Annotated in this window: 21 protein-coding genes; 2 read left to right on the top strand and 19 right to left on the bottom strand. The window is 44.6% G+C overall.

Translation table 11 applies throughout. The features are described 5' to 3' along the window. Nucleotides 1-55 precede the first annotated feature (55 nt). The 4 genes from JHU38_RS03030 to mazG form a co-directional block, all read right to left on the bottom strand. A complete protein-coding gene (locus JHU38_RS03030; RefSeq protein ID WP_107580846.1) occupies nt 56-367 on the bottom strand; it encodes a DUF6383 domain-containing protein in 312 nt (103 codons plus the stop codon). A 517-nt stretch (nt 368-884) separates the two neighbouring features. Then, a complete protein-coding gene (locus JHU38_RS03035; protein ID WP_107580847.1) occupies nt 885-1,799 on the bottom strand; it encodes a ribonuclease Z in 915 nt (304 codons plus the stop codon). A 1-nt stretch (nt 1,800) separates the two neighbouring features. Continuing rightward, nucleotides 1,801-2,352, bottom strand: a complete 552-nt coding sequence (locus JHU38_RS03040) for a lipoprotein (RefSeq protein ID WP_107582263.1) — start codon at nt 2,350-2,352, stop codon at nt 1,801-1,803. A 13-nt stretch (nt 2,353-2,365) separates the two neighbouring features. Next, nucleotides 2,366-3,244 carry a nucleoside triphosphate pyrophosphohydrolase gene (gene mazG, locus JHU38_RS03045; protein ID WP_107580848.1) on the bottom strand — a complete coding sequence of 293 codons (879 nt, stop codon included), beginning with the start codon at nt 3,242-3,244 and terminating at the stop codon, nt 2,366-2,368. Between the two features lie 155 nt (nt 3,245-3,399). Between mazG and JHU38_RS03050 the strand changes: the two genes are divergently transcribed. Both JHU38_RS03050 and JHU38_RS03055 read left to right on the top strand, forming a co-directional pair. Continuing rightward, nucleotides 3,400-6,105 carry a valine--tRNA ligase gene (locus JHU38_RS03050; protein WP_107580849.1) on the top strand — a complete coding sequence of 902 codons (2,706 nt, stop codon included), beginning with the start codon at nt 3,400-3,402 and terminating at the stop codon, nt 6,103-6,105. A gap of 84 nt (nt 6,106-6,189) precedes the next feature. Then, nucleotides 6,190-7,404: a clostripain-related cysteine peptidase gene (locus JHU38_RS03055; protein WP_107580850.1), complete on the top strand. Its 1,215-nt coding sequence runs from the start codon at nt 6,190-6,192 to the stop codon at nt 7,402-7,404. Between the two features lie 260 nt (nt 7,405-7,664). On the opposite strand, the gene carB is transcribed toward JHU38_RS03055, so the two are convergent. The 15 genes from carB to atpC all read right to left on the bottom strand — a co-directional run bounded on the left by carB (nt 7,665) and on the right by atpC (nt 24,953). After that, a complete protein-coding gene (gene carB / locus JHU38_RS03060) occupies nt 7,665-10,913 on the bottom strand; it encodes a carbamoyl-phosphate synthase (glutamine-hydrolyzing) large subunit (protein WP_107580851.1) in 3,249 nt (1,082 codons plus the stop codon). Nucleotides 10,914-10,946: 33 nt separating this feature from the next. Beyond that, nucleotides 10,947-12,026 carry a glutamine-hydrolyzing carbamoyl-phosphate synthase small subunit gene (gene carA / locus JHU38_RS03065; RefSeq protein ID WP_107580852.1) on the bottom strand — a complete coding sequence of 360 codons (1,080 nt, stop codon included), beginning with the start codon at nt 12,024-12,026 and terminating at the stop codon, nt 10,947-10,949. Next, nucleotides 12,026-13,909, bottom strand: a complete 1,884-nt coding sequence (locus JHU38_RS03070; RefSeq protein ID WP_107580853.1) for an amidophosphoribosyltransferase — start codon at nt 13,907-13,909, stop codon at nt 12,026-12,028. The genes carA and JHU38_RS03070 overlap by 1 nt, the downstream gene beginning before the upstream one ends. Nucleotides 13,910-14,025: 116 nt before the next feature. Continuing rightward, nucleotides 14,026-14,820 (bottom strand): polysaccharide biosynthesis/export family protein, encoded by a 795-nt coding sequence (locus JHU38_RS03075; protein ID WP_107580854.1) that lies wholly within the window; start codon nt 14,818-14,820, stop codon nt 14,026-14,028. A 444-nt stretch (nt 14,821-15,264) separates the two neighbouring features. After that, a complete protein-coding gene (locus tag JHU38_RS03080) occupies nt 15,265-16,500 on the bottom strand; it encodes an HU family DNA-binding protein (protein WP_107580855.1) in 1,236 nt (411 codons plus the stop codon). After that, nucleotides 16,497-16,784 (bottom strand): HU family DNA-binding protein, encoded by a 288-nt coding sequence (locus JHU38_RS03085; RefSeq protein WP_107580856.1) that lies wholly within the window; start codon nt 16,782-16,784, stop codon nt 16,497-16,499. The genes JHU38_RS03080 and JHU38_RS03085 overlap by 4 nt, the downstream gene beginning before the upstream one ends. Before the next feature lie 7 nt (nt 16,785-16,791). Then, nucleotides 16,792-18,090 carry a 30S ribosomal protein S12 methylthiotransferase RimO gene (gene rimO / locus JHU38_RS03090; RefSeq protein ID WP_107580857.1) on the bottom strand — a complete coding sequence of 433 codons (1,299 nt, stop codon included), beginning with the start codon at nt 18,088-18,090 and terminating at the stop codon, nt 16,792-16,794. 8 nt (nt 18,091-18,098) lie between these two features. Then, nucleotides 18,099-19,052: a signal recognition particle-docking protein FtsY gene (ftsY, locus tag JHU38_RS03095; RefSeq protein WP_107580858.1), complete on the bottom strand. Its 954-nt coding sequence runs from the start codon at nt 19,050-19,052 to the stop codon at nt 18,099-18,101. Nucleotides 19,053-19,186: 134 nt separating this feature from the next. Beyond that, entirely contained in the window at nt 19,187-20,158 is a 972-nt protein-coding gene (locus JHU38_RS03100; protein ID WP_107580859.1) for a F0F1 ATP synthase subunit gamma, read from the bottom strand. A 19-nt stretch (nt 20,159-20,177) separates the two neighbouring features. Then, nucleotides 20,178-21,764, bottom strand: a complete 1,587-nt coding sequence (gene atpA / locus JHU38_RS03105) for a F0F1 ATP synthase subunit alpha (RefSeq protein ID WP_107580860.1) — start codon at nt 21,762-21,764, stop codon at nt 20,178-20,180. Between the two features lie 29 nt (nt 21,765-21,793). Next, nucleotides 21,794-22,330: a F0F1 ATP synthase subunit delta gene (locus JHU38_RS03110; protein WP_107580861.1), complete on the bottom strand. Its 537-nt coding sequence runs from the start codon at nt 22,328-22,330 to the stop codon at nt 21,794-21,796. A 12-nt stretch (nt 22,331-22,342) separates the two neighbouring features. Next, nucleotides 22,343-22,861 (bottom strand): F0F1 ATP synthase subunit B, encoded by a 519-nt coding sequence (atpF, locus tag JHU38_RS03115; RefSeq protein ID WP_107580862.1) that lies wholly within the window; start codon nt 22,859-22,861, stop codon nt 22,343-22,345. Between the two features lie 19 nt (nt 22,862-22,880). Continuing rightward, nucleotides 22,881-23,123, bottom strand: coding sequence for an ATP synthase F0 subunit C (locus tag JHU38_RS03120; protein ID WP_107580863.1), 243 nt, complete (start codon nt 23,121-23,123; stop codon nt 22,881-22,883). A gap of 91 nt (nt 23,124-23,214) precedes the next feature. Continuing rightward, the gene (atpB, locus tag JHU38_RS03125) at nt 23,215-24,267 is read right to left on the bottom strand and encodes a F0F1 ATP synthase subunit A (RefSeq protein WP_107580864.1); all 1,053 of its coding nucleotides are present in this window, start codon (nt 24,265-24,267) and stop codon (nt 23,215-23,217) included. 443 nt (nt 24,268-24,710) lie between these two features. Beyond that, on the bottom strand, nt 24,711-24,953 hold the full coding sequence (gene atpC, locus JHU38_RS03130; RefSeq protein ID WP_107580866.1) for an ATP synthase F1 subunit epsilon: 243 nt from the start codon (nt 24,951-24,953) through the stop codon (nt 24,711-24,713). Between the last annotated feature and the right edge of the window lie 44 nt (nt 24,954-24,997).

Raw genomic sequence — 24,997 nt, forward strand, 5'->3', positions numbered from 1 at the left:
AAGTACGGATATGACAAATAGAAATAAAAAAGAGCGTCGTTTCAAAATGCCAGGATTATCTTAAATAAATCTTACGGGCAAACGTGCCGACCTTAACAATATAACAGCCTCTGCCCAAAGCCAAATCGATACGCTTATCCGGACTGTCAATCACACATGTCTTCACCAAGACACCTGTCACATTATAAACGTATAATTTTTGCCCCACAGCATTCAAAACACGTAATGTTCCCCCTTCCACCGATATTTCTATCTCAGGCTGCCGCAGTTGCTCTAAGGGTTCTCCGACTGTCTCAGCCCAAGAACCGACAGGTATGCCAAGCAAAACCAGCAGCAAGAACGTAATTGAGAAAAGGCGATTTATCATGCTAATCCTATCATCACTTATGAAAGCAAAGTTATAAATTATAGTTGAAATTTTAAAGACAAAATCGCAACTTATTGCCTAATTACGGTTTTTTAACACGCTTTTTAACCAGCGACCGACAAAAAAATATTCTAAAATTATTTGACAAAACACGCTTATAGAATCGCTTTTTTGCAAGAAAAAGAATTCTGTACGAAAAAACGGCCGTATTTCCATTAGTTGAGTTATTCACTGATTATCAGGAACTTAAATACAAAAGGCTTCCTTTCGTTTGATAACAATCCGGTAATAGTTATGCTTTTAGCGTGTAAAAGGGCTGCTTTTAGAAGCTCAAAGAGGTGCTTTGGGCGAGCCAAATGTATGTTATAAGCGTGTAAAAGGGCTGCTTTGACGGCAAATAAGCGTCAGAAAGTGAACCAAGAAGCCGAAAACAGACCATAAAAGAGCTGTTTTCGGCTTTTATTTGCTTTATTTCAAAGAAAAATAAAGCGCGAAATTTATGAGTAAAAATTGACAATTACACGTCAACAACCATACCTTCATCTGACAGATATGAGTTGGGGAAAACGCTTTTGGCTTCTTGCAAGATTACATCTTCACATTCGTAACGGGCACTGTAATGGCCCAATAGCAGTTTGCCTACTTGCGCCTGCTTGGCAATGGTGGCAGCCTGTCGGGCCGTACTGTGATAATAAAGTTTAGCCCGGTCAGCCAAGTCGTCCGTATAGGTGCTTTCGTGATAGAGCAAATCTACCTGACGAATACGCTCTACCAACTCCGGCAGGTAGCGTGTGTCGCTGCAATAGGCGTAACTGCGGCCTGGCGTACCCGGCGAGGTAAGCCGTTCGTTAGGAATAACCTCTCCGTCGTCGGTCACCCAATCAGCTCCCAACTTGATATTGTTGATTTGTGAGATGGGTATCTCATAACAATCGATCATATCCCGCAAGATATGGCGGGCCGTCTCTTTCTCGTGGAAAAGAAAACCACAGCAAGGAACGCGGTGATCAAGCGGCAGTGACTCTACCGTCAAGCTGCGGTCTTCATAGATAACAGCCTGTTGAGCCGTGTCGACCGCATGAAATATCACTTTATAATCCAAACTTGGGCAAAACAGTTTCAGTTGCGCATCGAGAATAGATTCCAGCTCTTGAGGCGCATAAACGTGCAAGTCGTTGATACGACCCAGCATACCGAAAGTCGATATCATGCCTATCAGTCCGAAACAATGGTCGCCGTGGAGATGGGAAATAAAAACTGCCCGAATCTTGGTAAAGCTGATATGAGAATGGCGTAGCTGTACCTGCGTGCCTTCGCCACAATCTATCATAAACATTTTACCTCGTATCTCTACCACTTGAGACGAGGCACAATGACGCGGAGTGGGCAAAGCACTGCCACAACCTAAGATATGGATTCTAAACGGTTCCAAATTATTGCTGGCGTTTGTAAGTGAATATACCGCTTACATTCTCTAAATACAATGAATCAGCACCCAAATTGTTGATCTTGAAAGTATCCGTATTCAGCAGTAAGTGCCCATTGAAGATCTTCCACGAAGTCCAAGGGTTGGTCTCGGCCTGAACATTGGAAGCAACCCCCCCCCCCTCCTGAATCTCAAAATTCTTATCGATACTTGTCCATCGTCCCAGCAATGCCGTGAGGTTTATCACGTTATCGGCCACGAGTTCTCCGTCAACCGTGTGCCCCACGACCGCCATTCGGTCGCCCGTAAGGAGGCCGCCTTTTACGATAGGCTCCGCTCCTTCTCCATCCTCGATGAAAAATCTGGTAGTATCGCCATCATCCTTGATTAATTCAAGCGTGTGCATGGCGGTGCCTTCACCACAAACACCATACACGGTTGAGTCTTGCGCGAGCTCTGCCGACATGGAGTCAACAGCAGACATAGCCCGGGGAGTCTTCTGGTGATTGCAAGCAGTCAGAAGGAAAGCCAATCCCAATCCCAAAATTGTTCGTTTCATAAGATATATCATACTATTTTGCTTCATTTTGTTTTACTTCATTCCACAACTGATCCATTTCCTCTAACGTAGTATCAGTGAAGGACTTATTTCGCTCCATTAAAGCTCGTTCTATATAACTGAACCGCCGAATAAACTTCTGGTTGGTATATTCAAGCGCGTTATCGGGATTGAGTTTGTAAAGTCGGGCCGCATTAATGATACTGAAGAGGAAATCGCCTAATTCACGGGTAGCCTTCTCCGCGTCGTTTTTCTTCAACTCACATTCCAGTTCGTCCAGTTCCTCGCGCACTTTTCCCCATACATCTTCCGGGTGCCGCCAGTCGAACCCCACGTTGCGGGCCTTGTCCTGAATGCGATAGGCCTTGATCATGGAAGGCAGCGACTTGGGTACACCGCTCAATACGGTCTCGTTGCCCCCTTTTTCTTTCTGTTTCACCTGCTCCCAGGTCATCTCCACCTCGCTTGCCGTCTCGGGATGATCGTCGGAGACCGGCTCTTCGGATTTGTAAACAACCTGTCCTTGCGCGTTGATTTTCATGTCCGGATTGCTCACCGACCAATCGCCGTTCTCTTTCCAGTTGATAAATGGATGGCGAAACATCAGCTTATCTGCCTGCTGATTACAGACGTCAGCAATATCAAAGTCGCCCGTCTCACTGGCCATCAGGGCGTAGAAGACCACATGTTCCATGACGTCGCCTAACTCCTTCATGGTTTCTTGGGTGTCATGATTGAGCAAGGCGTCGCATAGTTCGTAAACTTCTTCGATTGTATTAGGACGCAAAGAAGCTGTCGTCTGCTTCTTATCCCAGGGACACTCTTGCCTTAAACGGTCTTGAACGTCAAGCAACCTGCTGAAGGCATCGAGCTTTTCTTGTTTTGTATGCACAGCAATACTTTTTAATAAAACAATTCATCAAATTAACAAAGCCATTAAAACACGGTCAATAGCTGTAATTATTACTGCAAAGATAGCCATTTTACGCTAAAAGTTAGTAAATTTGCAGCGTTTTTAATGAAGAATAAACAAAATAGAACATAAATATGGAATTAGCAAGTAAGTATGATCCACAATCCGTGGAGTCGAAATGGTATCAGTACTGGCTCGACAACAAGCTTTTCAGCAGTAAGCCGGATGGCAGAGAGCCTTATACGGTGGTGATTCCTCCACCTAATGTAACAGGCGTACTCCACATGGGGCACATGCTCAACAATACCATCCAAGACATCCTCGTAAGACGTGCCAGAATGGAAGGGAAGAACGCGTGCTGGGTGCCGGGTACGGATCATGCTTCCATTGCTACAGAAGCCAAGGTGGTGAACAAACTCGCGCAGGAAGGAATCAAAAAGACCGACCTCACCCGTGAACAGTTTCTGGAGCATGCTTGGGAGTGGACACGCGAGCATGGCGGTATCATTCTGAAGCAGTTGCGCAGATTGGGCTGTTCCTGCGACTGGGATCGCACGGGCTTCACGATGGACGAAATCCGTTCGGAGAGCGTCATCAAGGTTTTTGTAGACCTCTACAACAAAGGCTATATCTACCGGGGCGTGAGAATGGTGAACTGGGATCCACAAGCACAGACGGCCCTTTCAGACGAAGAAGTCATCTATAAGGAAGAACATTCTAAACTGTTCTACTTAAAATATTACGTAGCAAAGGAAGACCAAAGCAAGGTGGAGCGCAAGGACGAAGGCAATGTAATGCACCGGGACGCGAATGGCTACTATGCCGTCGTGGCCACAACTCGTCCGGAAACCATCATGGGTGACTCAGCCATGTGTATTAACCCTGAAGATGTAAAGAATACTTGGCTGAAGGGACTTCATGTCATTGTTCCGCTGGTCAACCGCGTTGTACCCGTCATAGAGGACACTTATGTGGACACGCAATTCGGTACGGGATGTCTGAAAGTGACACCGGCACACGACATCAACGACCATGCGCTCGGTCTGAAGCATGGACTGGAAACCATTGACATCTTCAATGACAACGGAACTCTCTCGGAAGCAGCCGGTCTCTATATAGGTCAAGACCGCATGGCTGTGCGCAAACAGATTGCCAAAGACTTGCAGACATCCGATCTGATGGAAAAGATAGAGGACTACGACAATAAGGTTGGTTTCTCGGAGCGCACCAACGTACCCATCGAACCGAAGCTCTCAACACAGTGGTTCTTGAAGATGCAACACTTTGCCGACATTTCTCTCAATCCGGTTATGGATGATGACATCGAGTTCTATCCCAAGAAATACAAGAATACGTATCGTCACTGGTTGGAGAATATCAAGGACTGGTGCATCAGTCGTCAGTTATGGTGGGGCCATCGTATTCCTGCTTATTATTTCACAACGGCTGATGGCAAGAAAGATGTTGTGGTAGCGGAAACAGCCGAAGAGGCTCTGAAGATGGCACAACAGAAGAACGCCGGTTTGACTTTGGCCGACCTGTCACAGGACGAAGACGCCCTTGACACATGGTTCTCGTCATGGTTGTGGCCAATTTCGCTCTTCGACGGTATCAACAATCCCGATAATGAAGAAATTAACTACTACTACCCCACTGCCGACTTAGTGACCGGCCCGGACATCATCTTCTTCTGGGTGGCCCGCATGATTATGGCCGGCTACGAGTATCAGCATACCATGCCGTTCAAGCATGTGTATTTCACGGGTATCGTGCGCGACAAACTGGGGCGTAAGATGAGCAAATCGCTGGGCAACTCGCCCGATCCCATCGCGCTGATTGAGAAATACGGAGCCGACGGCGTGCGCATGGGCATGATGTTGGCGGCCCCCGCGGGCAATGACATCCTCTTTGACGAGGCGCTCTGTGAACAAGGCCGCAACTTCAACAACAAGATTTGGAACGCGTTCAGACTCGTACAGGGCTGGAACACCGCCAAGGTAGAACAGCCTGTTGTCAGCAAGCTGGCCGTAGAATGGTTTGAAGCCAAATTGAAAGAGGTGAACGACGAAATGCAGAAACTGTTTAAGGACTACCGCATTTCTGAAGCGTTGATGACCGTTTACAAACTATTTTGGGACGAGTTCTCAAGCTGGTACTTAGAGATGGTGAAGCCCGCGTACGTTGACGGTCAGGCCCAGCCTGTCGACGAGACGACCTACGAGGCTACCCTACGCTTCTTTGACGCGCTGCTCAAAATGCTGCATCCGTTCATGCCCTTTATCACCGAAGAATTGTGGCAGCATATTTACGACCGCAAGGCCGGCGAGAGCATCATGAAAGCGACGTTAAGCATCGACGCCCCGACAGAGAGCGAACTGAAACTGACCGAACAATTTGAATCGATGAAGCAGATTGTAGCCGGCGTGCGTGCCATCCGCAATCAGAAGAACATCGCACCCAAGGAAACGCTTGAGCTGCAGGCTGTCGGAGAAAATCATTTTGAGCGGTTCAATCCCGCCATCATGAAGATGGCCAACCTAAGCAACATCACCATAATCGGCGAAAAGACCGCCGACGCCAGCAGTTTCATGGTAGGCACAGACGAGTTTGCCGTGCCCGTGGGCGACCTGATTGACGTCAAGGCAGAACTGGAAAAGGCAGAGAAAGAGCTGAAACATCTGGAAGGATTTCTGGCCGGAATCAAGAAGAAACTGGCCAATGAGAAATTCATGGCTCACGCGCCGGAAACAGTCGTAGCACTGGAGCGCAAGAAGCAAAGTGACTCTGAGGAGAAAATAGCAACACTCAAACAGACGATCGAAGAACTGAAAAAGAAGTAGGCTTACTAATCAGACCAGGCTGACAATCGTTAGACTTTGCCGGCCTGATCTCTCCCATTAAGTATTCACCATAACCGATTCAACATGAAGAAGTTTTTGTCCTATTGCATATTGCTCACCACTGTTTTTTCGGCAGTGAGCTGTCACAAAGACGATGTTCCCGAACCCGACCAATACGAGATACCCAATCGCACGCTCTTTGTTTATATGCCGTGGACAGGCTCCGCGACATCCTCCGGCAACGCGTTGACGGATTTTTTCAATAAGAATATCACCTCGATGAAGGCCGCGATCAATAAGGAAAAGAGCACACACAAGACCGACGTGATTGTGTATAAGGCAAATTCACAAAATCAAAGTGTCATCTTCAGAATGCGCTTCAACAAGACCAAGCAGCAATGTGAGTTCGACACCCTGAATGTCAATGCCAGGTATCACACGGTATCAAAGGAAAACCTGCTAAGCCTGCTTAACTTAGTAAATTCTTACAGCCACACAACGAGTTACGCCCTATTGATAGGCAGCCACGGCAGCGGCTGGACTCCCCGTGGCAGCGATGAGACCATGCCACGTGCCCAAAGCCGGGCATTCGGAGGAATCGGCGAAGAGACGCAATATGACGTAAGCGACTTGAGCTACGCCATCTCACACTCGGCCATCAAGAAAACGACCTATATATGCTTCGACGACTGCTATATGGCGAACGCTGAAACTGCCTACGAATTGAAAGACGTGACGAACCATCTCGTCGCCTCAACCAGTGAGGTGATGGGTGAAGGAATGCCTTATGGCTCCATTTTCCAATATATGCTTGGTGAACCCGATTACGAGAAATGGGTAGAAGGATTTTATAACTATTATCAAAATTCGGACCTGCCATACGGCGCGCTGTCTGTCATACGATGCGGCACTTACATCGAAAAGATGGCCCAAGTGATGAAAGCGATTAACCAGACCTACTCATTCGATGTAAACAAACTTAGCAGCATTCAATACTTAGATGGCTACGACAACCATGTTTTCTTCGACTTAGCGTCGTACGTGGAACAACTGGGCGTACTGCAACCTTTGCTATCTAACTTCCGGGACGCGTTGAAAGATTTGATTGTTCATAAGAAAACGACCGACTACATTTATACGATTTACCGAAACCCATACAGAGAGGGCGACACGGCCTATCCACAGAATACTTTTAAAATAAATACATTCTGTGGAATCACCATCAGTGATCCAACACGAAACCGCACGGTTTATACGCAAAAGGAAAATACGGCGTGGCGGAAAGCCACCCACGAGTAAAAAATAAGATGTTCATTTTTACGAAAAACCGCGTTTCCCACTGTCGGGAAACGCGGTTTTTTCGTAAATTCTACTCATCCGCCGCCGCGGAAACACTGTTTTTCGCAAATTCTACTCATCCGAGGCCTCGGAAACACTGTTTTTTGTAAAATCTACTCATCCGAGGCCTCGGAAACATTGTTTTTCGTAAATTCTACTCATCCGAGGCCTCGGAAACACTGCTTTTCGTAAATTCTACTCATCCGAGGCCTCGGGAGAACTTAATATTCCCCCCAGGCTTTGATATCAATCTCGTCCGGCTTCGTCGTACAGAAAGCATAGATGAAAGCGCTTGCCAAACGGCTGTTCGTGATGAGGGGAACATTCAGATCGATGGCTGCCCGACGAATCTTATAGCCATTCGTAAGCTCATGCTCGGTCAGGTTCTTCGGAATATTAACCACCATATCAATCTTCCTTTCATGCAACAGGTCTAAAGCCTGCGGCATTTTTCCTTCGTCCGAAGGCCAATATACAAGTGTATTGGCAATGCCATTCTCCTGCAGATACTTGCTCGTTCCACCGGTGGCATAGAGTTCGTAGCCACTGTTGACGAGGCGACGGGCCGCTTCCAGCATTTCGGCTTTCTGCTTAGCCCCGCCTGTAGACAGCAAGACTGAGTGGCGTGGAACGCGCTGGCCCACACTCAACATGCTCTTCAGCAATGCGGCACTCGTGTCATCGCCAAGACAACCGACCTCGCCCGTAGAGCTCATATCCACGCCCAACACGGGATCGGCTTTCTGCAAACGATTGAAAGAGAACTGGCTGGCTTTGATGCCGACACAATCCAGGTCGAAAAGATTCTTATTGGGTTTCTCCACGGGAATGCCCAGCATGATCTTGGTAGCCAGTTCTATCAAATTGAGTTTAAGTACTTTGCTCACAAATGGGAACGAACGGGAAGCGCGCAGATTGCATTCGATAACGAGAATCTCGTTTTCACGGGCCATGAACTGAATGTTAAACGGTCCGTTGATATGCAGCGCCTTGGCTATCTCACGGCTGACACGCTTGATGCGTCGCACCGTCTCGACATAGAGTTTCTGCGGTGGAAATTGGATCGTGGCGTCGCCGGAATGCACACCGGCAAACTCGATATGCTCACTGATGGCATAGGCCATGATCTCGCCATCGCAGGCCACGGCGTCCATCTCTATTTCCTTGGCGTCTTCAATGAATTTGGAGACTACTACAGGGTGGTCTTCGCTGACATTGGCGGCCAGAAGCAGGAACTTCTCCAACTCCTCTTCGTTGGAGCAGATGTTCATAGCCGCTCCCGAAAGGACATAGGAGGGACGGACAAGCACGGGGAAGCCTACCCGCCGGATAAAGTTTTGGATATCGTCCATGCTGGTCAAGGCGCTCCACTCGGGCTGATTGACGCTGTGCTCCGTCAGCATGGCAGAGAACTTGGCCCGGTCTTCGGCATTATCTATATCGCAAGCCTTTGTTCCCAGAATCGGAACATTCTGCTCATCCAACTTGACAGCCAAGTTATTGGGAATTTGTCCACCCGTAGAAACGATGACACCAAATGGATTTTCCAGCTCAATGATATCCATCACCCGCTCAAATGTCAACTCGTCGAAGTAGAGACGATCGCACATGTCATAGTCGGTAGATACGGTCTCGGGATTATAATTAATCATGACCGAACGGAATCCCTGCTTACGAATCGTATTCAACGCTTGCACGCCACACCAGTCGAATTCTACAGACGAGCCGATACGATAGGCTCCGGATCCCAAGACGATGACCGAAGGAACATTCGGAGAAATAGCGGAAGACACGGGATTTCCAAAGTTGATATCGTGGGCTGTACCGGCATAAGTCAGATACAGGTAATTGGTTTGCGCCGGATATTCGGCGGCCAAAGTGTCTATCTGCTTGACAACCGGCAATATCCCGTAGCCTTTTCTGAGCCGGCGTACAACAAGCATAGCCTTGTGCATGTTGTGCAACTCCTCTTCGAGGTTAACGGCGCGCGCAATCTGGAAGTCGGTAAAGCCATAGACCTTGGCCTCACGCAGGATATCTTTGTCGAGCGTGTTGATATTGCGCTTCTTCAGGCGCTCGTCAATATCGATAATATGCTGCAACTTATAAAGGAACCAACGGTCAATCTTGGTCAGTTCATGTATCTGGTCGACCGTGTATCCCTTGTGCATTGCCTTGGATATTACGAAAACACGCTTATCGGTAGGCTCACGGAGCGCCGCGTCTATATCTTTGATTTCGAGTTCCTTGTTTTCTACAAAGCCGTGCATGCCTTGCCCGATCATGCGAAGTCCTTTCTGAATGGCTTCCTCGAAGTTGCGACCTATGGCCATCACCTCGCCTACGGACTTCATGCTGGATCCAAGTTCCTTGTCGACACCATGGAACTTTGACAAGTCCCACCGCGGTATTTTACAAACGACATAGTCCAATGCCGGTTCGAAAAACGCGCTTGTCGTCTTTGTAACAGAGTTTTTCAACTCAAACAGCCCATAGCCCATGCCCAGCTTGGCAGCGACAAAAGCCAAAGGATAACCGGTTGCCTTCGACGCGAGGGCCGAAGAACGGCTCAGACGAGCGTTCACCTCGATGACGCGATAGTCTTCGCTTACGGGATCAAAAGCATATTGCACATTACATTCGCCAACAATACCGATATGTCGGATAATCTTGGTGGCCAAGGCACGAAGTTTATGGTATTCGCTATTGGTAAGTGTCTGTGAGGGGGCTATGACGATAGACTCACCGGTATGAATTCCAAGTGGATCAAAGTTTTCCATATTACATACCGTAATACAGTTGTCATAACGGTCGCGAACGACCTCATACTCGATTTCTTTCCACCCTTTCAGACTCTTTTCGACAAGTACCTGTGGAGAGAAAGAAAAGGCTTTCTCAGCGAGCTTGTTCAACTCTTCTTCGTTGTCGGCAAAGCCGCTTCCCAAGCCGCCAAGCGCATAAGCGGCACGAATAATGACCGGATAGCCCAACTCTTCCGCTGCCTTGCGCACATCTTCTATGTTTTCACAGGCTTGGCTCTTGATGGTCTTGACATTGATTTCATCAAGTCTCTCGACAAACAACTCACGATCTTCTGTATCTATAATCGCTTGAACAGGAGTTCCCAACACCTTGACACCATATTTCTCCAAAATGCCGGAGCGATAAAGTTCTACTCCGCAATTCAAGGCTGTTTGGCCTCCAAAGCTCAATAAGATTCCATCGGGCTTTTCTTTTTGAATAACCCGTTCTACGAAATAAGGCTGTACCGGCAAAAAATAAATTTGGTCGGCAACACCTTCGGATGTCTGAACGGTAGCAATATTAGGATTGATCAAAACGGTCTCTACTCCTTCTTCACGCAACGCCTTCAAGGCTTGTGAACCAGAATAATCAAACTCTCCTGCCTCGCCAATTTTTAAAGCGCCGGAACCGAGAATCAAAACCTTCTTTATATTATTATCTTTCATAAGTACAATTATTTGGATAAGGAGTAAATCGCGTTAAAGATGAAGTGCTGAAACAAATTTATCAAACATAAATTCCGTATCAACAGGACCGGAGGATGCTTCCGGATGGAATTGGCTGGAGAACCAAGGATTGGTCTTATGACGGATTCCTTCATTAGAGCCATCATTCATATTGACAAAAAGTTCTTCCCAATCTTTATCCAAGGTTGAGGCGTCAACTGCGTAACCATGATTCTGGCTCGTTATGAAGCATTGCTCAGTACCAACTAATCGAACAGGTTGGTTATGGGAACGGTGCCCATACTTGAGCTTATAAATTGTGGCGCCACCGGCTTTGGCCAGCAACTGATTGCCCATGCAGATGCCACAAATAGGCTTGCGGCTACTGTTCATCTGCTTGCGAATAACATCAACCGCTTCTTGGCACATATCGGGATCACCGGGACCATTGGCAAGGAATAAACCGTCAAAATCCATCGACGTATAATCATAGTTCCAAGGCACTCGGATAACTTCGACATCGCGTTGGATTAATTCACGAATGATATTGGCTTTGACGCCGCAATCGACAAGAATAACTTTCGGTCCGGCTCCCTCGTTATATTTAATGATTTCTTTACAAGAAACTTTATCCACGAAATTGACACCCTCATAATAAGCTTCGGGAATCATATCCGGCATGTCGTCAAAAAGAATCTTGCCCATCATCACGCCATGTTCACGCAGCACTTTGGTCAGTTGACGGGTATCTATGCCCGTGATTCCCGGAACCTTTTCGCGCTTGAGCCATGAAGAAAGGCTTTCGGAAGCATTCCAATGAGAATATTGTTCACTATAATCAGAAACAATAATGGCTGAAGCATAGATGCGATCGCTCTCCATATAGGCAGGCAGACCGTTTGCCCGAATTGTAAAGGGAGGCACACCATAATTTCCTACCAACGGATAAGTCAGAGTCATCAACTGGCCGGCATAAGAAGGGTCTGTCAAACTCTCAGGATAACCCATCATTGCTGTGTTGAAGACGACTTCCCCGGCAACAGGCTGTTCATAACCGAACGATTTTCCATGAAACAGAGTTCCATCTTCCAAGACTAAAGTTACGCTTTTCATTATATAAGGGTTGATTTATCTATATAATATATAAAGGCCCGAAGGCAAAGGGTTGTTCCTCCCGGTGTGGGGTAATGCCCCGTGAAATACCAGTCTCCCTTGTGCTGTGGAATTGCCTGACGCAATCCATCGATAGACTGATAGACAAGCTCTACAGGAGTTGTCATCCCTGTTGGCCGCAACATTTCCACAATTTTACGATTGATTTCCTCCACACTGAATGGTTCATAAATCTTGCGTACAATATTATGGCGCTCGGCTTTCGGCTTTTGCAATTCCATCTTACACGCTTCATAAACCTCCAGCACATAATGCGTCATGTTGCGTTCCTTTAAAAGTGCCATCGTCGCACGAAAAACGCAAAATTCCTCCAACCGAGGCATGTCAATTCCATAATAATCAGGATAACGGATTTGAGGGGCACTGGAAACGATAACTATCTTTTTAGGATGAAGACGATCTAAGATTCTCAATATACTTTTCTTTAGCGTCGTTCCTCGTACAATACTGTCGTCGATAACGACAAGATTATCTTCATTTGCGTCCAAGCTGCCATAGGTTACGTCGTACACATGCGAAGCCAAATCATTTCTGGTATTTCCTTCCGTGATAAAAGTCCTCAACTTGATATCCTTTATTGCAACTTTTTCACTACGTACATCTTCATAAATAATCTTCTCCAGCTCTTCATGTGTAGGTTTATGCCCCAAAGACTCTATCTGGCGTATCTTTCGGTCATTCATCCAGCGTCTTAACCCGTGAAGCATCCCGTAGAATGCTACTTCGGCCGTGTTTGGAATAAAAGAGAATACCGTATGGGCCAAATCATTATCAACGGCATTTAAGATAGAGTCCGTCAACTGCTCCCCTAACTTCTTGCGCTCTGTATAAATATCCTTGTCACTTCCACGAGAAAAATAGATTCGTTCAAAAGAGCAAGCGTGATTGCCTTTGGGTTCCAAAATAGGACTGATAAAACACTCGCCGTTTCTGGTTACTCGAAGGGATGTGCCCGGACAAAATTCAGAGATATCCTTATCTTCGAGATCAAATGTCGTTTGCAAAACGGGGCGTTCACTTGCCACTGCTACAAACTCTTCATTCTTATAATAGTAAGCCGGACGAATGCCCCAAGGGTCACGCATCGCGAAAAGTTCACCGGAACCAGTCAGACCGCAAACAACGTACCCGCCATCAAAACCTTCCATGGAAGATTTCAGAACATTAACTGTATCTACATGGTCTTCGATATATTGAGTAATGTCCCCGTCTTGATATCCCTGTTTCCGGGCTTCGACAAAATTACGCTCCACCTCCCGGTCCAATCTGTGTCCCATAAGCTCCAACATGATATAGCTGTCGCTGTATCTTCTCGGACACTGGCCTTGTTTTGTCAGTCGGTGGAAAATTTCATCAATATTGGTCATGTTAAAATTACCACATAGGCATAAATTCTTGGCACGCCAATTATTCCTTCTCAAAAACGGATGAACGTAAGAAAGGCCGCTCTTCCCTGTCGTAGAGTACCTTAGATGTCCCATATACATTTCGCCGGCAAATGGAAGATTCGCTTTCGCAAATGCTACATCATTTAGTTTTTCCGGAGAAAGATTATTGTAAGCAGCATGTACTTTTCCAAATATCTCGGTAATCGCATTCGACCCTTCGGCACGCTCTCGAAACATATATTCATTACCAGGTTCCGTATTTAATTTTACGCATGCCATTCCCGCGCCTTCTTGGCCTCGGTTATGCTGCTTCTCCATCATCAGATAAAGCTTATTCAACGCCCACATCCAAGTTCCATACTTTTTCTGGTAATATTCGAGCGGCTTCAGTAATCTGATCATTGCCACTCCACATTCATGTTTCAAGTATTCCATACCTATCTCTTAGCCTATGATTTGTCGCATAAAAATTTACTATGCACGCGATATTATAAAAAAAGAAGAATGAAACTGCACCGCAATTAATCATTCTTCATTCTTTATTTCATTCTTTATTTTCTTAATATGTTTACTAATAGAGAAGCGACACTCGTAACAATACCTACAAACGAAAACCAAATAGTCGTTGAGCTACCTATCGCCGAACTCTTCGCTTTTACACGATTGGGCTCAACATAGACGATATCATTCTGTTGCAGATAATAATAAGGTGAATTTATTAAATTCGCGTCATTCAGGTTTAATCGATGCGCCTCTTTCTGTCCGTCTGCATCCTCACGAATTAACATTACGTTATTACGCTTTCCGTAGATGGTCAAATCACCCGCTTGGGCCAATGCTTCGATTATGCTCATCTTTTCTGTAGAAACAGGTACAACACCCGGATGATTAACTTCACCTGTTATCGTTACACGGTAACTTGCCATCGTAACTGTTACGACAGGATTTTCAGAAATCGCCAAATAAGGAGCAACCTTTTGCCTAATTAATTCCTGACACTGCGTCTTTGTCAGCCCGGCAACATGCAATTTCCCTACAACAGGAAAATTAATGTTACCTTCATTATCGACTAAATAGCCTTGGAGAGAGCCCGCGCCGGAATTCAATTGTCCCAAACTACTAATTGTGTTCTGAACTGCAAGATTAAATGGCGCTGCTGCCTTTGGATCTGTTGTAATAACTGTTATCGTCAACATATCTTTGGGCATAATCTTCGCATCATAAAGCCCCTTTGACGGCTCAAGACTTATCTGATCAATGTTTTGGAAATAAGGAACCTGCTTACTACTTGAGCAACTGCTCAACAAGATAATAAGTACAACAACAAATGATACCGATTTTTTCATGCTACAATGATATCTAATCAAAAAATATTTGCAAAAATAGCCTTATTTTTTATATTCTACAAATTTTAAGGCGTAAATATCTAAACGATGCCGATATTGTCCTAAACGTTTTGCGATAAATGAAAAAAAAGGAAGCAATACTAAGGGCAAAAGTGTTACCCTGACAATAATAAACCACCAACGCATCTATTCCTAAAGTATTTTCCATTTTCTGGCGGAAATTGACCTTCGTAGGCCTACAATCTTCATTTTATGACAGAATCCGACTTTCGTAGGCCTACAATCTTCGTTTTATGACAGAATCCGGCTTTCGTAGGCCTACAATCTTCGTTTTATGACGAATTATGTAATTCTGTTATACAGCTTATGCCCTAAATATATTTAGGACAATGTTGAAACAATATGCTGATATAAGAAAAGGTCTGGTCCTAAAAATGAACAACATCATCGAGATTTCTTCAGCTTCAAGGCCGGAATTTTTAAAAGATCTCCCGCCTTAACAGCCTTGCAATCATTCAAAACCTCAACATAGCATTCCATATCCGGTCCAAGGTATAAGCGACTTAAAGACTCAAGCGTTTGGCCTTTCTTAACTCTAATTGTCGTTTGAACACCAACGATACGATAAGCACCTGTCCGAACTCTAACATCGCGTTTGTTCAACGCGCTAAAATCATTTTTTTCTGCATCAGACTTCTGCGTCTCAGTATCCTGTAGGTGATTCGCCGGTTTCGGCATAGGTGTCTTTTGACCCAAAGTATGGACTTTCCGGTCTTGCGATTCTCCTTCGTTCGTTCCATCCTGCTTTACTGCTGCAGCAGAAGCGTTATCGGTAGATGGTTTGACATCCGAATATTGAATAGATTGTGACTTTACAACTCGAGATGTCTTTTTGCTATCGATTATTTTAGTCATCAAATAATCAATACGTTGATTGCGTTGATCAATTTGTGTAAACATATAGTAAAAGCCTCCAACGCAAACACACAGCAATACCAAACACAAGACAGATAATAAAATAATGATATGCTTTAAAGACTGTTGCGAAGATTGGGAATTAACTTCATATTGAACAGCCACATTGCTATTCTCTTCATCATTACACTCATTTGAATCAGCCGTCATTATGCACTCTTCATCAGCAGAAGCATTTGGTACGGTAGAAGTTTCATCAGTAGGTTTGTCATCTTCTATGATTTCATCACAAACCTCATCTTCATTTTCAACAGCGAACATACATACATTCTCTTCTTGTTTTGTCGCGCCTACAATTTCTTGAACATCTGCCGTATTAGTAATTTCTTGCGAATCTTCTGTTGGAGCAACCTCTGTTTCCGAACTATTAAGTGCTTCTATGTCAACTCCTTCATTTATAGTTACGGTCTCAAACTGAGCAAACGGACGATTCACAAAGTCACGCAGGGTGGCTTCCGGTGTAAACGAGATTTTATCTCGCCCCTCAATGATAATCCGTTCACCTGTATTTACATTTATACTTTCACGAGCACTTACGCTGGCAACTTTAAAAGTTCCAAGACCTTTTACTTTTACAAGCCGGTCTGCCTGTAAACCTTCATTCAGCACGTCTATCATTAAAGAAACAAACTTCTCCATTTCTACTTTAGATAGTCCCTGCTCTTTCGCTACATCCTGAATTAAGTCATTTATCTTAATCATCATTGCCTCCTTCCGTTTTTCAACCGTTCTTTAACAGAAGCATTGGGCTTAAAGCTCAGAATCAGTTTTGGAGGGACCAACATTTTCAAACCTGTAGAGGGATTATTGACCACTCGCTCCATTCTTTTCTTTATCTCAAAAGTACCGAATGTAGGTATCACAATATCCTCTCCTGCATCGAAAGCCAACATCATGCTTTCAATAACCGATGTTACCATCTTTTGGACTTCTGCTTGGGTATAACCACTTCGTAGAGCCAATTCTGATATATATTCTTTATTATTCATTTGAGCGCTAAACTATTTGTCCATAAAGATCAAACTCTTCAGCCTGAACGATCTTCACCTGATAAAAGTTTCCCACACGTAGCTTCTTCTCACCAACAGGTATCAAGACTTCCGGATCAACTTCCGGAGAACAGAATTCTGTACGACCAACATAATATTGTCCTTCTTTCCTATCAAGAATAACCTTCATTACCTTACCAATCTTTTCGGATTCAAGTTCAGCGCTTATATGTTGCTGTACTTCCATAAGGTAATCAAGACGCTTCTGTTTAACCTCTTCGGGAATGTTGTCCGTATAATGTTCGGCGCTAAAAGTTCCCTCTTCCTCTGAATAAACAAAAGCTCCCAAACGTTCGAATCTTGCCCATTTGATAAATTCTATCAGCTCGTTAAAATCTTCATCCGTTTCACCTGGAAAACCGACAAGCATCGTCGTACGAAGATGAATACCAGAGACTCGAGCACGGATTTGCCTAATCAACTCCATGGTCTCTTCCTTGGTAACATTACGACGCATAGCCGTCAATACAGAATTAGATATATGTTGAAGGGCTATATCCAGATATTTACAGACATTGTCTTTCTCCTTCATCACGTCTAATAAATCCAAAGGGAATTGATTTGGATAAGCATAGTGCAGTCTTATCCATTTTACGCCCGGAATATCCGCAATATCACGAATCAAATCTGCAATATGTCGCTTACCATCTATATCTACGCCATAATAAGTAAGTTCCTGTGCTATCACTTGAAACTCCTTGACTCCGGAAGCCACCATCGACCTTACTTCTTCTAAAATCTCTTGCTTAGGCCTTGAAACATGCCTGCCTGTAATAATAGGAATCGCACAATAAGCACAATGACGGTCACAGCCCTCGGCTATTTTGAGATAGGCATAGTGGCGTGGGGTCGTCAAATGACGAAGTCCATTACATGAGGGAATATCGGCCTTCCCTAAATCCGTCAACAATTGTTTATAATTAAACTTGCCATAGAATCTATCTACTTCGGGTATCTCTTTTTCCAATTCATCCTTATATCGTTGCGAGAGGCAGCCCATTACAAAAAGCTTATTGATTTTACCTTCGTTTTTAGCGTTCACGAACTCAAGAATGGTGTTGATGCTCTCCTCTTTTGCCGACTCTATAAAACCACAAGTATTGACAACAACGATTTCGCCTTGTGGTCTTTTGCTATCATGCGTACAATAAAATCCATTGGCTTCAAACTGTTTCATAAGGAGTTCGCTGTCAACAAGGTTCTTCGAACACCCCATGGTAATAATATCTATTTGATTCTTCTTCATCAGCCTCCTTATTTCTTAAACAAAGAATCAACAAATTCATTTCTATTGAATAATTGCAAATCTTCAAGCTTCTCGCCAAGTCCGATATACTTTACGGGAACTTTCAATTGATCGCTAATACCAATTACCACACCACCTTTGGCTGTACCATCCAGTTTGGTTATAGCCAAACTGGTAATATTTGTCACTGCCGAAAATTGCTTTGCCTGCTCAAAAGCATTCTGTCCGGTACTCCCGTCCAACACCAAAAGAACTTCATTCGGCGCAGAGGGAATTACTTTCTTCATAACATCCTTAATCTTTTTCAGCTCGTTCATCAAACCTATCTTGTTATGCAATCTGCCCGCAGTGTCAATTAAAACAACATCCGCGTGATTTGCCTTGGCACTTTGCAAGGTATCGAAAGCTACGGAAGCGGGATCAGCCCCCATCTGCTGCTTCACGACAGGCACCCCTACTCGCTCGCCCCAAATACTTATTTGATCAACGGCTGCGGCCCGAAAGGTATCAGCGGCACCTAAATATACTTGCTTGCCTGCTTGTTTAAACTGGTGTGCCAATTTTCCGATAGTCGTCGTTTTACCGACACCATTCACGCCTACGACCAAGATTACATAAGGTTCACCTGTATTGGGTAAATCCCAGTTGTCATTATCTTCCGAATTGTTTTCAGCCAGCAAAGCGACTATTTCTTCCCTTAAAATATTATTAAGCTCCGAAGTAGATACATACTTATCCTTTGCAACACGGGCCTCAATTCGTTCTATCACTTTCAAAGTCGTATCAACTCCGACATCACTGGTAATTAGGACCTCTTCAAGATTATCTAACACATCATCATCAACCTTCGACTTTCCCGCAATGGCACGAGACAGTTTGTCGAAAACGCTCTGCTTGGTTTTCTCCAGCCCTTGGTCCAAAGTTTCTTTCTTTTTTTTATTAAATAATCCGAATATTCCCATTATTGATTTTATTAGAATTTTGTATTAAATCATTGAATCTTATTATTTTGCAAAGATAGTAAAACTTTTCGAATTGTTCAAAAAAAGGCGAACCTCATAGGGCTCACCTTTATTGATTAGAAAGAAAAGAATCATCAATTATTCACACTACCACCCACAATATCAAGCAACTCACTTGTTATCGCTTGCTGGCGGCTCTTGTTATATTGTAAATTCAGCATGCGCAGCAACTCATCGGCATTATCTGTCGCCGTTTGCATGGCAACCATGCGGGCGGCATGCTCACTGGCGTTACTGTCAAGCAGAGCTGTAAAAACTTGCAGATTTAATTCTTTGGGAATCAATGAATTCAATACTGCATCCAAGTCGGGTTCCACAATAAAATTATCATTAATGGCATGAGCCGTCACAGACGCAGGACCGGCCTCGCCAGCCTTACGTTTACGCAAATACTCCTGCGCTTTGGCTGTCGCGACATTACTCGAGAGATCTCTGTCGTTTTCACGTCCGATGCTTTCTGTAGAAAGATCTATTGGGAGGAATATCTTGCGTGTCAAAATTTGACTGCCTGCTGACTTGAAGTGATGATAAATAAGTTCCACCTTATCTACTTCACTATCAACAAACTTCTCTCGCAATTCTTGAGAAATCAATGCACAGTCACCGGCATTAGGCTTGTCGGCCAATGCCAAGAAACTCCCGGCAACACGCAATCCTCGTTTATTGGCATACTCTTCAGCCTTATGCCCAATGGGATAAACGACAATATCCTCAACGCCCGCAGCCGTATATTCATCAATGGCAGTCTGCAACAACTTAAGCACATTATTATTAAAGCCACCACACAACGAACTATTGCTGGTAAAAACCACAAGTGCCACGTGCCTAACTTTCCGCTTCACCTCAAACTCATTCTGAATTTCAGGTACTGTCACGAGGAAAGACTTCAAGATATGCTCCAATAAATTCTCATAAGGCAACATGTTCTGTATCGCAGTTTGGGCATGATGCAATTTACTCGAAGCCACCATTTTCATGGCGCTCGTAATCTTACGAGTGTTGTTTACAGAAGCTATACGCGTCTTAATTTCTTTTAATGACGGCATAATCTATCGCATTTATTGATTATTTCTTATACTGCCCCGCAACATTAGCCATAGTTGCCTCAATGGCTTTCACTGCGTCATCGGTCAATTGACCTTCAGCCAAACTATCGATAACATCACCATGAGACGAGCGCATAGCATCTAAAAACATACTTTGACAATCGCGGACACTCTCTACGGGAACGTCATGCATCAATCCGTGCACGCCACAATAAAGAATGGCAATTTGTTCACCTACAGGCATGGGCCTGTATTGGGGCTGGATGAGTAACTGGTTGTTTTTTCTACCTCGGTCCAAGGTCATTGCCGTTACGGCATCCATGTCGCTTGAAAATTTAGAGAATGCTTCCAATTCACGGTACTGCGCCATATCCAGTTTCAACGTACCGGCCACTTTCTTCATACTCTTAATTTGTGCGGAACCACCTACACGAGAAACGGAGATGCCCACGTTAATGGCCGGGCGGAAGCCTTGGTTAAACAGATTTGTCTCCAAATAAATCTGACCATCAGTAATTGAAATTACATTCGTTGGGATATAGGCAGAAACGTCGCCGGCTTGCGTCTCTATGATTGGCAAAGCTGTCAACGAACCACCACCACGCACATGTCCTTTCATACATGCCGGCAAATCATTCATCTGTTCGGCAATTTCCTGCTGGTTATTGATACGTGCCGCACGTTCCAGCAAGCGAGAGTGTAGATAGAATACGTCACCGGGATAAGCCTCACGCCCCGAAGGCCGACGCAGAATCAACGACACCTCACGATAGGCGACGGCCTGCTTTGACAAGTCGTCATAGACGACAAGGGCGCTATAGCCCCGATCACGGAAATACTCACCAATAGCCGCTCCGGCAAAAGGTGCGTAATATTGCATGGCCGCCGGGTCGGCAGCCGTAGCACTCACGATAATCGAATAAGGTAGGGCGCCATGCTCCTTCAATGTCTGCACTAAGGCTGAAACCGTCGAGGCCTTCTGGCCGATAGCTACATAAATGCAATACACCGGTTTACCTGCTTCGAAGAAGCTCTTCTGGTTGATGATGGTGTCAACGGCTATCGCCGTCTTACCTGTTTGGCGGTCACCGATAATAAGTTCACGCTGTCCTCGGCCAATAGGAATCATGGAGTCCACTGCCTTCAAGCCGGTTTGCAAAGGTTCTTTCACCGGTTGACGATAGATAACTCCCGGAGCCTTACGATCCAACGGCATTTCAAAAGAATCCGCCAAATCGATATCGCCCAATCCATCTATGGGCTGTCCCAAAGGATTGACAACACGTCCAAGAAAATTGTCGTTCACCCGTATTGAGGCAATACGATGTGTACGTTTTACCGTCTGCCCCTCCTTAATGCCAGCTGTCGGGCCAAGAAGCACGCAACCGATATTGTCTTCCTCCAAGTTCATCACGATAGCCATCGTACCGTTCTCAAATTCAAGCAACTCACTCGCCTCAACATTACGGAGACCATAGATACGGGCGACACCATCCGCTACGGTAAGCACGGTACCGACTTCATCAAACTGTTCACCGCTGTTAATGTTCTGGAGCTCATTGAGAAGAACCTCAGACACCTCACTTGGTTTAATTTTATCTGACATCTTATTATTAATATTCTATTAACAAACAACTATTTCTTAAGTTCTGCCATAATCTTGCGGAGCTTACTTTTGACGCTGGCATCCATACGGTATGTATCATATTCAAGGATAAAACCACCAATGATACCTTTATCAATCTCCGTGTTGAATTCTACAGAACCTTTTGTCTTATTCTCTACCAACTGCTTCATCCTGCGTTCCATATCTTGGCTGACGACAGTGGCTGTAATAAGTTTACCGCGAGTGATATTCTTATATTTCCTGTAAAGAGTTATATACGATGCAGCCATGAATTGCAAGGCATTTTCCCTATCCTCTTTCAAAACAAGGGCAATAAACTTTTTTGTAAGCGAGCTTACCCCAGGTCCGCAGGCAATCTCCAAGAGGGCCTGCTTTTTATCTTTCATGAGCATAGGATTGTCTATCGTAAATCTCAGTTCAGGCACCTCGAAGAAACTCTGAGACAGGATTTGCATATCTCTGTAAAGCTCATCTTCCTGCCTGTCGGTCAACCCGGCTTTCAATAAGGCACGGGCATATCGAACTGATATTACACCTAAATCCATAAACTACAAATACTATGCTTTACTTTCGTTTTGCGAAACATCATCCAGCAGTCGATCTATCAATGCCATCTGAGCCTTGTCGCTTGACAAGTTCTCAGAAAGGACTTTCTCGGCTATCTGAACACTGAGTTCAACCACCTGAGCGCGGATTTCTCGTATAGCACTTTGCTTCTCCATTTCTATTTGCTTCTTAGCTTCAGAAATGATTCTGGCACTCTCTTCCTGTGCTTTTTCCTGTGCCTGTCCCACGATGGAGTCTCGAGTAGTAGCCGCCTCTTTCATTATTTTAGCCTGCTGCTCCCGTGCTTCCTGCAGGAGAGCTTCGCCTTCCTGTTTAATATGCGCTAACCGCTCTGAAGCCTCATGTGCCTTGCTCAAGCTCCCGTCTATATATTCCTTTCTTTCATCAACCATCTTGATGATTACGGGGAAGCCGAAGCGAGTCAGACAGAATAAGACCACCAGAAACGCGATAAGCATCCAAAAAAGGAGACCGAAATCAGGCGTCAATATTGATGGCAAATTCTCCATTCGAATAGATTTCTATTTTTTACTTAATGATAAATGCGCAAGCTGCAATGGCGAACAAGGCACAGCCTTCTATGAAAGCGGATGTCAAAATCATATTCGACATAATCTTGTTTGAAGCTTCAGGCTGACGGGCAATCGCGTCCATGGCACTACTACCAATCTTACCGATACCTAAACCTGCACCAATTGTTGCGATACCTGCACCAAGGCTGCTGCCCAGCTGAGCCAGACCTGTAGCAGCCAATAAAGTTGAAATCATCATAATTTTACATTTTATTTGTTATTAATATTTTTATTATTTCAGTTATTATTCTTCTAATACCAAGCTATTATAAACATCCAACATCTATCACCTACCCTTCGTGCTCCTGGTGTGCCAAGCCAATAAATACGGCACTCAACAGTGTAAACACATAAGCCTGTACAAAGGCCACCAAAAGCTCCAAGCAATTCATAAACAACAGCATGATAATACTAAACGCGTTGAGACCGAGCCCGAAGCCAACACCCATAGACCATCCTAAGAAAATTACACAGGTGAAACTCAAGATAACCGCATGCCCTGCCATCATGTTGGCAAAGAGACGAATCATAAGCGCGAATGGCTTTGTAAATACGCCGAATAATTCGATAACAGGCATGAGAGGAACGGGAGCCTTCAAAAGCACGGGCACATTCGGCCAAAATATATCTTTCCAATATTCCTTATTACCAAAAAGATTTATGGCAATCATTGAGCATACCGCCAAAAACAGGGTTATGTTGATGTTTCCCGTCACATTGGCGCCCCCGGGAAATATAGGGATAAGTCCGATGAGATTGGCTGTGAGGATAAAGAAAAAGACCGTAAGCAAATAGGGAGCAAAACGCTTATAGTGCTTCTCGCCTATTGATGATTTAACAACCTCATCATTAATCGTCATCACGATCATCTCCATCGCCCCGACAAAGCCACGGGGAGCCGCGCTCTTCTCATCCTTATTTTTATACCAACGGGTACAATAGCCAAAGATACCCAATAAAACAAAGACGACTATCCAAATTTGAGCTACGGTCTTTGTGATACTAAGGTCAAGTGGTCGTGTCGTTGTCCCGTCCGGCATTTTTTCGTAGATTTTACCATGATGCGCGCCGTCAAAGAAGAAATTTTTGGGTAGCGTTTCCGGCATACAGAAAGTCCAACTTCCCGTTGCAGAACTCCTCACGATAATCGGCAACGGAATACTGATCGTTTTTCCTTCATAGGTTGCGATATGCCACTCATAATCATCCGACAAGTGCCCCAACACGATTTCCGATATATTTAGTTCTCCTTCCACGCCATGATGAGCTGCCATGGATTGTAAAGGCAGTAACATCAAAGACAATAAAATCGATAAGAAAAGTATGGATCTTATTTGTTTCATCTTATCATTAATTTCATTTGTTGAGGTGTTTAATGTTTATTCCGTAAATGGGAAAAGAAGATCGAATGGTGCATCAGTATAACCAAGTAATAAGGAGCAAAAGACAATAAAAATGCGACCATCCCGGCATGATCGGAAACCAAGTAATAGATAAACAGTAACAGCAAAGCTAACAGGAATCTAAAACCGGAGACTGCCATAAAGAAGGTTGCCCTTGTATTGTCTGCCTTATCTTCTATCCTTTGCCACATACATGCGTCGCCTATCTCTACGACGAGAGCAAAACACATACTGACAAGGATGGGAGTTAATCGCAATTCGGCATTAAATAATTGATAAGCAAGTAACTCCAGCAAAAACAGTCCAAAGACAAGTTCCAATGTCTGTTTGAGATATTTTCTACTTACTGATTTTAATCCGGCCATCATTCCACCAAATACTTCCTACAATTCTACACACAAACGAACCTCATTCTTTTGAACCTCGACAAATCCTCCCAGAATTTCTAACCGAGACTCATCCGTACCGGAAAGCTTGCAAGCTACCGTACCTTTTTCCAAAGAAGAAATGATAGGCGCGTGATTCTCCAATATTTCAAACTCACCCAAGGAGCCGGGGACCACAACACTTTTCACTTTTCCGGTAAAAAGGATTCTCTCGGGAGACACGATTTTCAACTGTAACATAAACGCTTATTTAAAAGTTTGATTCGTATAAAACCTTATAAGCG

The sequence above is a fragment of the Prevotella illustrans genome, from assembly GCF_017426725.1.
GTDB classification, from domain to species: Bacteria; Bacteroidota; Bacteroidia; order Bacteroidales; family Bacteroidaceae; genus Prevotella; species Prevotella illustrans.

What these genes read in the sequence shown, in the direction of transcription:
- atpF (WP_107580862.1), bottom strand. Translation starts at nt 22,861, where the DNA reads ATGGAGAATTTGCCATCAATATTGACGCCTGATTTCGGTCTCCTTTTT.
- atpA (WP_107580860.1), bottom strand. Translation starts at nt 21,764, where the DNA reads ATGTCAGATAAAATTAAACCAAGTGAGGTGTCTGAGGTTCTTCTCAAT.
- JHU38_RS03120 (WP_107580863.1), bottom strand. Translation starts at nt 23,123, where the DNA reads ATGATGATTTCAACTTTATTGGCTGCTACAGGTCTGGCTCAGCTGGGC.
- JHU38_RS03085 (WP_107580856.1), bottom strand. Translation starts at nt 16,784, where the DNA reads ATGAATAATAAAGAATATATATCAGAATTGGCTCTACGAAGTGGTTAT.
- JHU38_RS03070 (WP_107580853.1), bottom strand. Translation starts at nt 13,909, where the DNA reads ATGGAATACTTGAAACATGAATGTGGAGTGGCAATGATCAGATTACTG.
- JHU38_RS03080 (WP_107580855.1), bottom strand. Translation starts at nt 16,500, where the DNA reads ATGATGATTAAGATAAATGACTTAATTCAGGATGTAGCGAAAGAGCAG.
- JHU38_RS03050 (WP_107580849.1), top strand. Translation starts at nt 3,400, where the DNA reads ATGGAATTAGCAAGTAAGTATGATCCACAATCCGTGGAGTCGAAATGG.
- JHU38_RS03030 (WP_107580846.1), bottom strand. Translation starts at nt 367, where the DNA reads ATGATAAATCGCCTTTTCTCAATTACGTTCTTGCTGCTGGTTTTGCTT.
- JHU38_RS03055 (WP_107580850.1), top strand. Translation starts at nt 6,190, where the DNA reads ATGAAGAAGTTTTTGTCCTATTGCATATTGCTCACCACTGTTTTTTCG.
- JHU38_RS03100 (WP_107580859.1), bottom strand. Translation starts at nt 20,158, where the DNA reads ATGCCGTCATTAAAAGAAATTAAGACGCGTATAGCTTCTGTAAACAAC.
- carB (WP_107580851.1), bottom strand. Translation starts at nt 10,913, where the DNA reads ATGAAAGATAATAATATAAAGAAGGTTTTGATTCTCGGTTCCGGCGCT.
- JHU38_RS03110 (WP_107580861.1), bottom strand. Translation starts at nt 22,330, where the DNA reads ATGGATTTAGGTGTAATATCAGTTCGATATGCCCGTGCCTTATTGAAA.
- atpB (WP_107580864.1), bottom strand. Translation starts at nt 24,267, where the DNA reads ATGAAACAAATAAGATCCATACTTTTCTTATCGATTTTATTGTCTTTG.
- ftsY (WP_107580858.1), bottom strand. Translation starts at nt 19,052, where the DNA reads ATGGGAATATTCGGATTATTTAATAAAAAAAAGAAAGAAACTTTGGAC.
- carA (WP_107580852.1), bottom strand. Translation starts at nt 12,026, where the DNA reads ATGAAAAGCGTAACTTTAGTCTTGGAAGATGGAACTCTGTTTCATGGA.
- rimO (WP_107580857.1), bottom strand. Translation starts at nt 18,090, where the DNA reads ATGAAGAAGAATCAAATAGATATTATTACCATGGGGTGTTCGAAGAAC.
- JHU38_RS03040 (WP_107582263.1), bottom strand. Translation starts at nt 2,352, where the DNA reads ATGAAACGAACAATTTTGGGATTGGGATTGGCTTTCCTTCTGACTGCT.
- atpC (WP_107580866.1), bottom strand. Translation starts at nt 24,953, where the DNA reads ATGTTACAGTTGAAAATCGTGTCTCCCGAGAGAATCCTTTTTACCGGA.
- JHU38_RS03075 (WP_107580854.1), bottom strand. Translation starts at nt 14,820, where the DNA reads ATGAAAAAATCGGTATCATTTGTTGTTGTACTTATTATCTTGTTGAGC.